At 55.7% G+C, this 13,204-nt stretch carries 11 protein-coding genes; 7 read left to right on the top strand and 4 right to left on the bottom strand.

Annotated elements, in window-relative coordinates; genetic code table 11:
- Nucleotides 1-2: 2 nt before the first annotated feature.
- The 5 genes from OCV58_RS02785 (at nt 3) to OCV58_RS02765 (ending at nt 4,920) form a co-directional block, all read left to right on the top strand.
- Entirely contained in the window at nt 3-974 is a 972-nt protein-coding gene (locus tag OCV58_RS02785; RefSeq protein ID WP_267312760.1) for a branched-chain amino acid ABC transporter permease, read from the top strand.
- The gene (locus OCV58_RS02780; RefSeq protein WP_154876880.1) at nt 949-1,716 is read left to right on the top strand and encodes an ABC transporter ATP-binding protein; all 768 of its coding nucleotides are present in this window, start codon (nt 949-951) and stop codon (nt 1,714-1,716) included. The genes OCV58_RS02785 and OCV58_RS02780 overlap by 26 nt, the downstream gene beginning before the upstream one ends.
- 8 nt (nt 1,717-1,724) lie before the next feature.
- Complete coding sequence (locus OCV58_RS02775) at nt 1,725-2,429, top strand: ABC transporter ATP-binding protein (protein WP_449566817.1); 705 nt, start codon at nt 1,725-1,727, stop codon at nt 2,427-2,429.
- A gap of 63 nt (nt 2,430-2,492) precedes the next feature.
- The gene (locus OCV58_RS02770; RefSeq protein ID WP_154876878.1) at nt 2,493-3,668 is read left to right on the top strand and encodes an ABC transporter substrate-binding protein; all 1,176 of its coding nucleotides are present in this window, start codon (nt 2,493-2,495) and stop codon (nt 3,666-3,668) included.
- Between the two features lie 145 nt (nt 3,669-3,813).
- On the top strand, nt 3,814-4,920 hold the full coding sequence (locus OCV58_RS02765) for an acyltransferase family protein (protein ID WP_154876877.1): 1,107 nt from the start codon (nt 3,814-3,816) through the stop codon (nt 4,918-4,920).
- A gap of 55 nt (nt 4,921-4,975) precedes the next feature.
- Here the strand turns inward: OCV58_RS02765 and OCV58_RS02760 are convergent, their stop codons facing one another.
- Complete coding sequence (locus tag OCV58_RS02760; RefSeq protein ID WP_154876876.1) at nt 4,976-5,974, bottom strand: isocitrate/isopropylmalate dehydrogenase family protein; 999 nt, start codon at nt 5,972-5,974, stop codon at nt 4,976-4,978.
- A gap of 1 nt (nt 5,975) precedes the next feature.
- Complete coding sequence (locus OCV58_RS02755; protein WP_095628969.1) at nt 5,976-7,316, bottom strand: citrate synthase; 1,341 nt, start codon at nt 7,314-7,316, stop codon at nt 5,976-5,978.
- Nucleotides 7,317-7,627: 311 nt separating this feature from the next.
- Between OCV58_RS02755 and OCV58_RS02750 the strand changes: the two genes are divergently transcribed.
- Nucleotides 7,628-9,919, top strand: a complete 2,292-nt coding sequence (locus OCV58_RS02750) for a hydratase (protein WP_154876875.1) — start codon at nt 7,628-7,630, stop codon at nt 9,917-9,919.
- 434 nt (nt 9,920-10,353) lie between these two features.
- Here OCV58_RS02750 and OCV58_RS02745 read toward each other — a convergent pair whose 3' ends face one another.
- Nucleotides 10,354-11,517, bottom strand: a complete 1,164-nt coding sequence (locus OCV58_RS02745) for a twin-arginine translocation signal domain-containing protein (protein WP_154876874.1) — start codon at nt 11,515-11,517, stop codon at nt 10,354-10,356.
- 189 nt (nt 11,518-11,706) lie between these two features.
- Between OCV58_RS02745 and OCV58_RS02740 the strand changes: the two genes are divergently transcribed.
- Nucleotides 11,707-11,907, top strand: a complete 201-nt coding sequence (locus tag OCV58_RS02740; RefSeq protein ID WP_087477791.1) for a twin-arginine translocase TatA/TatE family subunit — start codon at nt 11,707-11,709, stop codon at nt 11,905-11,907.
- A gap of 67 nt (nt 11,908-11,974) precedes the next feature.
- Here OCV58_RS02740 and OCV58_RS02735 read toward each other — a convergent pair whose 3' ends face one another.
- Nucleotides 11,975-13,168, bottom strand: a complete 1,194-nt coding sequence (locus OCV58_RS02735) for an MFS transporter (protein WP_154876873.1) — start codon at nt 13,166-13,168, stop codon at nt 11,975-11,977.
- Nucleotides 13,169-13,204: the final 36 nt, after the last annotated feature.

The following is a 13,204-nucleotide window of genomic DNA, read 5'->3' as shown; positions in this document are numbered from 1 at the left end:
ATATGATAAACCGATTGCGAAAACAAGACGCTGTATTCTTACTCGCCGCCGTCGTCGTCTTTGCCGTCCTGCAGTTTTTGATGGCCGAACGAATCGTATCGTCGTTTTGGCGTCTGAATATCTCTTTGATTTGCCTGAACGTCATGCTGGCGTCCAGCTTGAACCTGATTAACGGCGTTACGGGACAGTTCTCCCTGGGGCACGCCGGATTTATGGCCGTCGGCGCTTACGTGTCGGCCGTATGCACCGTATTCCTGCACCTGCCCTTCATCGTCAGCCTCATAGGCGGCGCGGCCGCTGCCGGCCTGCTGGGCTTTCTCGTCGGCGTGCCGACGCTGCGGCTGCAGGGCGACTATTTGGCTATCGCCACGCTGGGCATGGGGGAAATTATCCGCATCTGCATTTTGAATATACAGCAAGTAGGCGGCGCGTCGGGGATGTCGGGCATTCCGCGGGATACGACCTTTCCCTGGCTGTTTATCTGCATGGTTGTCACCTTGTTCGTCTTAAAGAATATCATCCACTCCAAGCAGGGGAGAGCCTGCCTGGCCGTACGGGAAAACGCCATTGCCGCCGAAGCCATGGGCATCGATACGACGACCTTTAAGGTATTCGCCTTTACGATCGCGTCGATGTTCGCAGGGTTGGCCGGCGCGCTGTTCTCTCATTACTTCGGCATCGCCCATCCGTCGAGCTTTACCTTCATGCGGTCTTTCGACATCATGACGATGGTCGTCTTAGGCGGCCTGGGCAGCTTGTCCGGCTCGGTCATCGGCGCCTTTATCCTGACCCTGATTGCCGCTGTGATGCAGAGCTATCCCGAATACCGCATGATCGTATACGCCTTGCTGCTCATCATACTCATGCTGTACCGTCCGAATGGGATTCTCGGCAATAAGGAGCTGGCTGAGCTGATGCTGTCCAAATGGAAGAAGGGGGGACGCGGCGATGGACCCGTTGCTGAAAACAAATAATGTATCCATATCCTTCGGCGGCATCAAGGCCGTCCAGGATTTTAACATCGTATTAAACCGGGGCGAACTCGTCGGCCTCATCGGGCCGAACGGCGCGGGAAAGACGACGGCCTTCAACTTGCTGACCGGCGTATATCAGCCGACGACGGGAACTATTGAATTCGACGGCGTCGACGTCACGGGGATGAAGCCCTATAAGATTACGCAGCACGGCATTGCCCGCACGTTTCAGAACATCCGCTTGTTCGGGAACTTAACCGTATTGGACAATGTCAAAATTGCCTGCAATTACCTGGTCAAATACAGCCTGGCCGAAGCGATCCTGCGCGTCGGCAGGTACGGGAAGGAAGAAGAACGGATTGAACGCGAAGCGATAGATCTGCTGCGGCTGTTTAAGCTCGACGATAAAAAGGACGAGCTGGCGTCCAACCTGCCCTACGGCTTGCAGCGGCATCTGGAAATTGCCCGGGCCCTGGCCGCCCGGCCGAAGCTGCTCCTGCTGGACGAACCGGCGGCGGGCATGAATCCGCAGGAAACGCTCGACCTCATGCATTTGATTGAAGAAATACGGAAGCGCTTCCAGCTGACGATTTTACTGATCGAGCACGACATGTCCCTGGTCATGGGGATCTGCGAACGCTTGTACGTCCTGGAATTCGGCAAAATCTTAGCCCAGGGGATACCGCAGGAAATCAAGTCGAACGCCGATGTCATACGGGCCTATTTGGGCGAGGAGGTGTGATCATGAGCCTGTTGGAATTAAAGGATATCAACGTCTACTACGGCGCGATCCACGCCCTGAAGGGGATCAGCCTGAGCGTCGAAGAAGGACAGGTCGTCAGCCTCATCGGCGCGAACGGCGCCGGCAAGACGACGACGCTGCGGACGATTTCCGGGCTGCTGCGCTCCAAGACCGGGTCTATTTCTTTCATGGGAAAGGAGCTGCGGCACGACAGCGCCGAATCCATCGTGCGGCTGGGGATTTCCCATTGCCCCGAAGGGCGGCGGGTCTTCGCCGATATGTCCGTCAAGGAAAATTTGGAAATGGGAGCCTTTACCCGTAAGGATAAGAAGGAAATTTCCCAGACCATGGACATGATTTACGACCATTTTCCCCGTTTGAAGGAACGGATGAATCAGATGGCCGGCACCCTTTCCGGCGGCGAGCAGCAGATGCTGGCGATGGGCCGGGCGCTGATGAGCAAGCCGAAGCTGCTCCTCCTGGACGAGCCGTCTATGGGGCTGGCGCCGATCCTGGTCAAGGAAATATTCAATATGGTGCAGGAAATACACGGCATGGGGACGACGGTGCTGTTAGTCGAACAGAACGCCCGCATGGCCCTGGCCATTTCCGATTACGCCTATGTACTGGAAACAGGGCACATATCGCTGGAAGGAGAGGCTCAGTCGCTGGCCGAAAGCGAAGAAGTGCGGAAGGTGTATTTGGGCGGCTGAGGCCCGTTACGGCGGATATACCATTACAGGTATGTTATATATACAATTTAGGAGGGATACCTTATGACTATGAGTACATTGAAAAGATGCGTGCTGGCTGCCGTGGCCGTTGCGTCGATGGCCGTCATGCTGACGGGCTGCAGCGGCAGTTCGGGAGAATCAAGTGATACGATTAAAATCGGCGCGAACCTGGAATTGACAGGCAACAGCGCGTCGTACGGCACGTCGGCTAAGAACGGCATCGAAATGGCCGTCAAGGAAATCAACGACGCCGGCGGCCTGCTGGGAAAGAAAATTGAAGTCAGCTACGCCGATAACCGCAGCGAAGCGACGGAAGCGGCCAACGCCATGCAGAAGCTGTTGGACGACCAGGTCGATTTCATCGTCGGCCCGGACACGTCGAGCGGCGCCCTGGCCTGCGTCGCCACGGCAGATCAGGAAAAAATACCGATGATTTCGCCGTTCGGCACGAATCCGGACATTACGGTCGATCCGGCGACGCATAACGTACGGCCTTACGTATTCCGCGCCGCCTTTATCGATACCTTCCAGGGCAAGGCCATGGCCGATTTCGTAGCCGATACGCTGAAGGCGAAGAAAGCGGCTGTATACGTCGACAACTCCAGCGATTACTCGAAGGGGCTGCAGAAATTCTTTGAAGAAGAATTCGGCAAAAAAGGCGGCTCTATCGTAGCGACGGAAGCGTATTTGCAGAAGGATACGGACTTCAAGGCGGCCCTGACGAAGATTAAAGCGGCCAACCCCGACGTCATCTACGTTCCCGGATATTATCAGGAAGTCGGCATGATCATCAAGCAGGCCCGCGAAATGGGCATGACGCAGCCGATTGTCGGCGGCGACGGCTGGGACAGCACGAAGCTGGCGGAAATTGCCGGCGCGGCGAACCTGGTCGACTGCTACTTCAGCAACCACTATTCGTCCGACGATACGTCCGAAGTCGTTCAGAATTTCGTTTCCAATTATCAGAAGGCCTATGGCCAGAAGCCGGACGCTCCGGCAGCTGTGGCATACGACAGCATGATGATTTTGGCCCAGGCTATCAAGGACGCCAACAGCACCGATAAAGATACAGTGAAGGCGGCGCTGGAAAAGATCAGCGGATTCAACGCTGTCAGCGGCAAGATCAGCTTTAACGAGTTCCACGATCCCGTCAAGTCGGCAGTTGTCCTGAGCTTTAAGGACGGAAAGCAGATTTTTGTTACCAAGGTAGAACCGTAAGGGCGATTCGTTACTGATACCTCATCTAATCCATATAGATTCCTCTATCAAAGGGAGAAGACGAAGCGGAAGCTTTTTCTTCTCCCTTTCCCCTTTTCCGGGGTATGTGCTATACTTTGGGTAACATTACTGTGAGGTGCATCGTATGAGCGGACGTCGCATCATATTCTTGGACAACTTGAAAACCCTGGTCATCGCCCTGGTCGTCGTGTTTCATGGCGCCATGTCCTATATGGCTTACGCGCCGGAGTGGTGGTACGTGCTGGACGACAAGCGGTCCCTGGCGGCGACGGTATTTGTCGTCTGGGCCGACGTGTTCATCATGCCGGTCATGTTTTTTATTTCCGGCTATTTCGGTGCGGCGTCCCTGGCAGGAACGGGGAGCTTTTGGAAAGCGAAATGGAAGCGCGTCGGCCTGCCGTGGCTGTTCGGCTCGGTTTGTATCGCTCCGTACATTGCCTATCTGTATATGCTCAGCCGGTCTGTGCCCATGACATTTTACCAGTTTTATATGGAATGGTTTTGGGGCGTTTTTTATCAGCAGGCCCAGTATTGGTACCTGGGATTTTTGATGGCCTTGTACGGCCTGCTGTACCTGAGCCGGCGTTTGTGTCCGGCGTGGCTGCAGCCGTCGCAGAGCCGGTTTTCCCTGACAGTCTTTTTCGGCTGCGCCGTCCTGTGCGCCCTCTCTATGGGGGCGATGCTGCAGTGTTACGACGACGCCGTGTGGATTCATCCCCTGTACGTGCTGTGTTTTCAGCCGACGCGGGCTCCCTTGTACCTCGTCGTATTCGGGCTGGGAGCCTATGCCTGGCGCAGCCGCTGGTTTTCCCAGGGCCAGTTCGCCTCTCCGGCAGCCTGGGGCGCTGCCTTTGTCGTCCTGTCCGTCGTGTATACGGCCTTTCGCTTTGACTATGGATATAGCTGGCATGAACTAGGCTGCTATTCCGTTGCCTTTGCCGTCCTGCACAGCCTGTTCTGCCTGACGGCCGTCGCAGCGTTGACGGCCTCGTTCCAGCGCTTTGCCGATTCGTACGGGTCGTGGGGACGGCAGTTGTCGTCCCTGTCGTATGGCGTGTATTACATTCATCAGGTCGTCGTCATGCACGTCGTCTGGCTGCTGCGGCCCTGGGACGGAGGCGTCTATGCCAAGTACGCCGTCATGTGCGTCTTGTCCCTTTGCATCTGCACGCTTCTGAGCCGGTACGTCCTCAGCCGCATACCGTCCTTTTCCTCGTCGAAATCGAGATAACAGAACAGCCCCTCGGAGAGATTTCCAAGGGGCTGTTTTTTAGCGTGCGTGTTGTTTATTTTAAGTGGGCGATGACGGCGTCGCGGTATGCTTCCGTCGTGGCCTTGCCGCCGAGGTCCGGCGTGAGGCATTGGTTTTCTGCCAGCACGGCGTCGACGGCGCTGCGGATATTGGCAGCGACGTCTGTTTCGCCGATGTATTCCAGCATCATGCAGGCCGACCAGAGGAAGGCCGTCGGATTGGCGATATGCTTGCCGGCAATGTCGGGGGCGCTGCCGTGGACGGCTTCAAACATGGCGAAGTCGTCGCCGACGTTCATGGACGGCAGGAGGCCGAGGCCGCCGATGAGGCCGCTGGTCAGGTCCGATACGATGTCGCCGTACAGGTTGGGCATGACCATGACGTCGAAGTTTTCCGGGTACATGACGAGCTGCATGCACGTGTTGTCGACGATCTTGTCGTCGCTTTCGATCTGCGGGTATTCCTTGGCGATTTCCCTGAAAATATCGAGGAACATGCCGTCGCTCATCTTGAGGATATTGGCCTTATGGACGCAGGTGACTTTTTTGCGGCCGTTGGCGACGGCGTAGTCGAAGGCGGCGCGGATGATGCGTTCGCTGGCCTTGCGCGTAATGAGCTTGATGGCCTGGACCGTGTCGTCGTTCATCTTGTATTCGACGCCGATGTACAGGTCTTCCGTGTTTTCGCGGAAGGTGACGATGTCGACGTTAGGGAAGGGCGTCGGCACGGCGGCATTCGACTTGGCCGGACGGATGTTGGCGTACAAATCGTATTTGTTGCGCAGCGTGACGTTAAGGGAGCGGAAGCCCTTGCCGACAGGCGTCGTAATAGGCGATTTCAGCAGAACCCGCGTCTTTTCAAAGGAGGCGAAGGCGGCGTCGGGAATGAGAGCGCCGTTCTTTTCGTATTCGGCGGCGCCGACGTTAAAGATTTCATATTCCAGGGGAGCCTTGGCAGCTTTTAAGATGTCCAGGACGGCGTCGGTGATTTCCGGGCCGATGCCGTCGCCTTTAAATACGGTGATGGTTTTCATGTTATCTGTCCTCCATAGGTATATAATCCATTAAGTCGCCGACATACTTCGCTGCCGGACGGACGATGCGGTTGTCGTACAGCTTATGCTCGATGTTGTGGGCCAGCCAGCCGACCATACGGCTGATGACGAACAGGGGCGTGTACAAATCGCGGGGAATGCCCAGCATGTGATAGGCGAAGCCGCTGTAGTAGTCGACGTTGCTGCACATATTCGCGCCTTTTTCTTCGCTCAAAGTCTTCTTGGCGATGCGTTCGAAGCGCACGTAGAAATTGAAGATATCTTCCATGCCCTTTTCCTTGGCTAACTGGCCGCAGTAGTGGCGCATGATTTCGGCACGGGGGTCCGACAGGGTGTATACGGCGTGGCCGAAGCCGTATATCAGCTTATCCTGATGGCGGAACTGGCCGCGGAGGATGCGTTCGATGACGTCCTTGATCTGGGCGTCCGTGGCCTTGATGCCGACGGCGTCCATGATATTTTCCATCATGAGGGACACGCGGACGTTGGCTCCGCCGTGGCGCGGGCCCTTCAGGGCGCCGATGGAGCTGGCCATGCTGGAATAGATGTCCGTATTCGTCGACGAGACGACGACGTTCGTAAAGGTCGAGTTCGTACCGCCGCCGTGGTCGGCGTGGAGGAACAGCAGGAGGTCGAGAAGCTGGGCTTCCTTCGGCGTAAAGGCGCTGTCGAGGCGGAGCATGGACAAGATGTTTTCCGCCGTCGAGTAATCCTTGCGCGGATAGTGGATGACCAGGCTCTGGCGGTTGTAATAGTGCACCTTGGACATGTAGGCGTAGACGGCGATGGACGGCAGCTTGCTCATGATGTTGAGGCCCTTGCGCAGGGTCTGATATACGTCGGTGTTGTCCGGGTCTTCGTCGTAGTTGTACAAGGTGATGAGGGAGTGCTGCAGCTTGTTCATCAGGTTTTTTCCCGGCAGCCGCAGGAGGTTCATTTCCAAAAAGTCGTCGGGCAGGTCGTAATTTTCCTGGAGGACGTTGCAGAAGGCGTCCAGCTCTTCCCGCGTCGGCAAGTAGCCGAACAGGAGGAGGAAGCAAGCCTCTTCATACAAGTAGCCGTTGTAGCGTTCCTTTTTCGCCAAATCGCGGATATCTAAGCCGCGGTAATAGAGGATGCCGTCGCAGTCTACCTTATTTCCTTCGGCGTCGCGCTTATAGCCTACGACGTCGGCAATGCGGGTCAGGCCGACGAGAACGCCGGTATGGTCTTCGTTGCGCAGGCCGCGCTTTACGCCGTACTTGGAAAACCATTCGCGGGGAATCTGTGTATAATTTTGTGATTTTCCATAGAATTGGGCCAAAAAGATGTTATTGTCCATGTGATTCCTCTCTTTCCGGAAACGAACTGTGCATAGCTTCGTTACTAATTATTCCAGAATATTTATAAAAATGCTTTGTAGAAATAGACGCAGCCATTTTTGCAAAGTATAAGTTATTATAGCATGATTACAGAAAAAAATAAATACGAATAATCGCGGATACCCAGTGGGTAAGGGTAGTCAGGGCCAGAATAATTATGATATAATATGGTGTATGTGAAGATAAAATTTTATATTATGAAATTTATTTACATAAATTTCGACATGAGAAATGTAATGCAGCATCGCACAGATGAAGAGGGGGATTGGACATGATTCAATTATATGAAGGCGGCGCATACTTAGTTCACGGCTCGGAGCTCGTGCCGGAACGGGAAGCGGCGCGGGTAGAACAGCTTACGGGCAAAGCGCCTGACAAGGACGAAGCCCGCAAGGGGACGATTGCCTACTCGATTTTGCAGGCTCATAATACGTCGGGCTCGATGGATCAGTTAAAGATCAAATTCGACGCCATGGCGTCCCACGACATTACCTTTGTCGGCATCATCCAGACGGCGAAGGCTTCGGGTATGGAAACGTTTCCGCTGCCCTACGTGCTGACGAACTGCCACAATTCGCTGTGCGCCGTCGGCGGCACGATCAACGAAGACGACCACGTATTCGGATTGTCGGCAGCTAAGAAATACGGCGGCATCTTTGTACCGCCTCACATCGCCGTCATCCACCAGTACATGCGGGAAAAGATGGCCGGCTGCGGCAAGATGATCATCGGCTCGGACAGCCACACGCGGTACGGCGCCCTGGGTACGATGGCCGTCGGCGAAGGCGGCGGCGAGCTGGTCAAGCAGCTCCTGCGCGATACGTACGACGTCGCCTATCCGGGCGTCGTAGCCGTATACCTGACGGGCAAGCCCAGCCCGGCCGTCGGCCCCCACGACATCGCCATCGCCATCGTCGGCGCCGTCTTTAAGAATGGATATGTAAAGAACAAGGTCATGGAATTCGTCGGCCCCGGCGTGGCGTCGATGAATACGGATTACCGCAACAGCGTCGACGTCATGACGACGGAAACGACGTGCCTGTCGTCGGTATGGCGCACCGACGACGATACGAAGGCTTACCTGACCCAGCACGGCCGGCCTCAGGATTACAAGGAACTTAATCCGGCCGACGTCGCCTACTATGATGGCGTCATTTACGTCGATTTGAGCAAAATCAAGCCGATGATCGCCATGCCCATGCATCCGAGCAACGCCTTTACCATCGACGAGCTCAACGCCAATCTGGCTGATATCCTTCATGAAACGGAAGAAAGCATCAACGGCCGCATGAGCAATCCCGACCTCCATTACAGCCTGATGGATAAGATCGCCGACGGCAAATTCCACGTCCAGCAGGGCGTCATTGCCGGATGCGCCGGCGGCAACTACGGCAACGTCATGGCCGCCGCTCATATTTTGAAGAACGCTTCCTGCGGCGACGGCGTCTTTACCCTTGACGTCTACCCGTCGTCCCAGCCCGTGTACATGGACTTAGTCCGCAAGGGCGCCGTGGCCGATCTTCTGGCCGCCGGGGCGATATTCAAGACGGCCTTCTGCGGCCCCTGCTTCGGCGCAGGCGATACGCCGGCGAACAACGCCTTCAGCATCCGCCATACGACGCGCAACTTCCCGAACCGCGAAGGCTCGAAGCCGGGCAGCGGCCAGTTCTCCGCCGTAGCCCTCATGGATGCCCGTTCCATCGCGGCGACGGCGGCCAACGGCGGCGTCCTCACGTCGGCCGAAGGCTACATGGACGATTATACAGAACCGCCTTACGACTACGACAACTCGTCCTATGCGTCGCGCGTATACCAGGGCTTCGGCCAGGCCGACGGCGAAGCGGCTCTCGTATACGGGCCGAACATCAAAGACTGGCCGGATATGGAAGCTTTGGCCGACAACATCCTGGTCAAGGTCTGCTCGAAGATCATGGATCCCGTGACGACGACAGACGAACTGATTCCGTCGGGCGAAACGTCGTCGTACCGCTCCAATCCGCTGGGACTGGCTGAATTCACCTTGTCCCGCCGCGACCCGGAATACGTCGGCCGGGCCAAGGCCGTCGACGCGGCAGAACGGGCCCGCATAGCCGGACAATGCCCGGCCTCCGTCGACAAGGAGCTGAAAGACGTCTTTGCCAAGCTGAAAGAGACATTTGCCGACGCCGATATGGCGGCGACGGAAATCGGCAGCATGATTTACTGCGTCAAGCCCGGCGACGGCTCGGCCCGCGAACAGGCGGCAAGCTGCCAGCGCGTCCTCGGCGGCCTGGCCAATATCTGCCGGGAATACGCGACGAAGCGCTACCGCTCCAACGTCATCAACTGGGGCATGCTGCCCTTCCAGATGAAGGACGACCCGTCCTTTGAAGTCGGCGATTACATCTATATCCCCAACGTCAAGGCAGCCCTCGACGGCGACATGAAGGACATCAAGGCCTACGTCGTCGGCAAAGAACTTCAGGAAATTTCCCTGTACATCGCGGACATGACCGACGCGGAAAAAGAAATCGTCAAAGCCGGCAGCCTCATCAATTTCAACCGCAATAGACAAAAGGCATAATTGGCGGAATATTCATTGACGGATACGCCAGATATTGATATACTGAATGTGGAAAATGGTATTACTAAAGAATTTCCATCAGCGCAGTAAAAAACGAAAATCCCCTAGTTGCAGCTAGGGGATTTTCTATTCCATTTCAGAGGCGGCTTAGACCTCAGGCTGACTACCGGTTACTCTCCATCCAGCCATCTACAAACATAGTGACATACTATGCCTGCCGCGAGGGAGATCATAAATGGTATTACCAATTCCATATCAGCGCACCTCCTTCCTTCTACCAGTATGGAGGCGGTAGCGCATGTATTATATCATGCCGTTATGAGATTGAAAAGCGGCGTATTTAGATAGGCTATGCTGTATAAGCATCATAAAGACAGCAGGCAGGGAACGGGATTCTCTGCCTGCTGTTTTTACATTTTACTATGGCGTACGTATTATTTTAAGACGACCTTGGCGACTTGTTCTGCTGCCAGCTTGTAGCCGTTCGATTCGGCTTCGAGCATGTTGAGGTACATATAGGACAGCTGCGCGCCGACGTAGTTGCGGAAGTGGTTGAAGGCGGCTCCTTCCAGGTCGGCCTGGCTCATGCCGTATTCCTGATAGGCGATTTTTTTGAGGAGCAGGACCGTTTTCTGGGCTGCCGGCGACGACAGTACCCAGTCGTGGTCGCCGAGGTGGACGATGTAGCCTTCCTGATGGTGAGGATTGGGAATCGTCTGGCCGTCTTTGCCGACGAGGCCGTAGGCGACGGGGTCTTTGCCGGCGATGATAGCGGCGGCTTTCAGCCAGCCTGCGACGTCGGCTTCTTCTTTCTTCGACGTCGGCGCGCCGTGGGCACAGGCCTGGGCGACGACTTCTTCTGCCGGAAAACCGCGGTAGATGACTTCTGCCAGCGCCAGGGCGTGGTGCGCTCCCTGACCGGCAATGGGATATTCCGTCAGGGACGAGCCGTCGGCGTTCCACTGGAAGACGAAGGGCTTGGAAATGTCGTGCAGAGCCTGAGCGGCGATGGCGATATCCTTGTTGACGGAGTAGTAAAAGACTTCCTCATAGGTTCGGCAGATGTAATCCGTAATGTGCATGTTGCAGCTCGTATGGGTAGCCAGCCCGCCCGGATAGGGGTGGTGGCTGCCGTAGCCGCTGCCGGGAGCCGTCTTGAATTTCTGCACGGCGCCGTTAAAGGGCGGCAGTATGTGCTTTTCGTCGATTTTCGACGTGTCGATTAAGTTCTGGGCGGCCAATGCGGCATAGAGGCGGCTGCGGGATGCGGCGGACGAATATTCCTGCATAAAGGTCGGCGTCGGCTCGTTGAGGAGACGGACGACGGCCTGGCGGAGGCTTCCGTTTTCAATCGTATTGGATAATCTCAGGATGTCGTCGAAGGATTTTTGTACCAGCGGCGAAGCGTTGGCGGCTGCGACGGCGTTTTTGGGAATGTCTTTAAATGCGACGGGCTTCAGCGTCCGCTTCGGATTGTCGAGTTCCCGGGCGAAGGAAAAGGACGGCATGGAAAACATGGCCGCTCCCAATGCGGCTCCGCCGGCGAGCTTTAAAAAGCTGCGGCGCGATACGGTATGTTCAGATGACGGCGTTGACATAGTGTGATTCCTCCTTAAAGGCCTTTTCAATTTACCGTTAGTATAGTTTCCTTTTGTATATATTTTGTGAACATACCGTAAAGGTATTGTATGGAATGAAGGGCCGGTGAAATTTTACAAAAAGAACAGGCCGATTTTACGAAAGGGCTATGAAACTTTGCTACAGTAAGGCCAAAGGAGGCGCAGTCTATGTTAGGATTAGGTTTTCCGGAATTGGCGTTGATTTTAGTGATCGGACTGGTCGTATTCGGGCCGGGAAAGCTGCCGTCTGTCGGCGGCGCACTGGGCAAGAGCCTGCGGGAGTTTAAAACGGCCGTTCGCGATGGAGAAGAAACTAAGGAGCCGGCATCTGCCGATACGTTTCATGAGGCCAAGGCGGGCAATAAATAATATTGCCGTATAGGCGCAAATTCTTTATAACAACAATCCCTGTCGGCTGGCAGGGATTGTTTGTCATTTACTTGCTTGCAAGTTTTTGTTTTGCAGCGTTCTGGCCGTAAAGGACATAATACAGTACGGCGCAGCACGCCAGCAGCACGGCCAGCGCCGCGTACATGACGCGAAAACCGGCATAGGGGAGCAGCGCACCTAAAACCAGAGGGCCTGCGCCGACGCTGAGATCCATGAAGACGAAAAACGTCGACGTCGCCAGGCCCATGCGGCCGCGAGGGGCCAAGCCGATAATGATGGCTTGAGAACAGGACATATACGTCCCATATCCCAGCCCCATCAGCGCGGCGGCGCCCAGCAGCATCCAGCCGGACGTCGACAGGCTGATGAAGCACAGGCTCAGGGCAAAGAATATAAATGCCGGGTACATGACGAAATTCGCGCCGCGGCTGTCGAACCATCGTCCTGTAAAAGGCCGGGAGCATACGGTGAACAGGGCATAGACGAGGAAAAAATATTTGCTGCTGGCAAGGAGATCCGCTTCTTTGGCAAAGGACGCCATAAAACCTAATATGGCGGCGAACCCCAAGTTGACGAGGAGGGTGAGAAACGCGACGGGAAGAGCCGTCGGCTCTATGAAGTTTTGCAGGGACAGATAGGAGCGAGGCTGTTCGGAGACAGACGGCTCATGGTCCTCCGCCGGTACATGGAGCAGGGCTGTCGCCGCGAAGGCCAGTATCAGGAGGGCGCTGCCGACGACGAGGTTGTACAGGATGACGCCGTTGCTGTAGAAATACAAGCTGGCAAAGGGTCCGACAGCTGTTCCCAGCGTAACAAACATGGCGTAGTAGCTCGTGCCTTCGCCGCGGCGGGCTGCCGGGACGAGGTGAGCCATAATCGTCCCCGTCGTAGACGACGACAGGCCGAAGCCGACGCCCTGGACGAAACGGGCTGCGTAGAGGAGATACAGGCTGTGGATTCCTATGTTCAGGAGAGAGGCTGCTAAAAAGAGGAACAGGCCGATATATAAGGAGCGTTTCAGGCCGATTCGTTCGATACATCCGCCCAGAAACAGGCGGGCAAATAAGGTTCCTAAGATAAAGATGCCGCAGGCCAATCCCGCTTCTGCCAGCGAGGCGTGAAGCGCCGTCGCCGCGTAGTCGGCTATAACGACCATCGTCATATAATACGATTGGTTTACGACGAAGCAGACGATGCAGTTCAGGATAAAATCTTTGGTCCAGATGGCCGAAGTATTCATGACGTGTTCTCCTTTTCTATTATTGTACAACTAGTT

It is taken from the genome of Megasphaera stantonii, assembly GCF_025567065.1.
In the GTDB taxonomy this organism is placed as follows: Bacteria; Bacillota; Negativicutes; order Veillonellales; family Megasphaeraceae; genus Megasphaera; species Megasphaera stantonii.
This window is presented reverse-complemented; position numbering and strand designations above follow the sequence as displayed.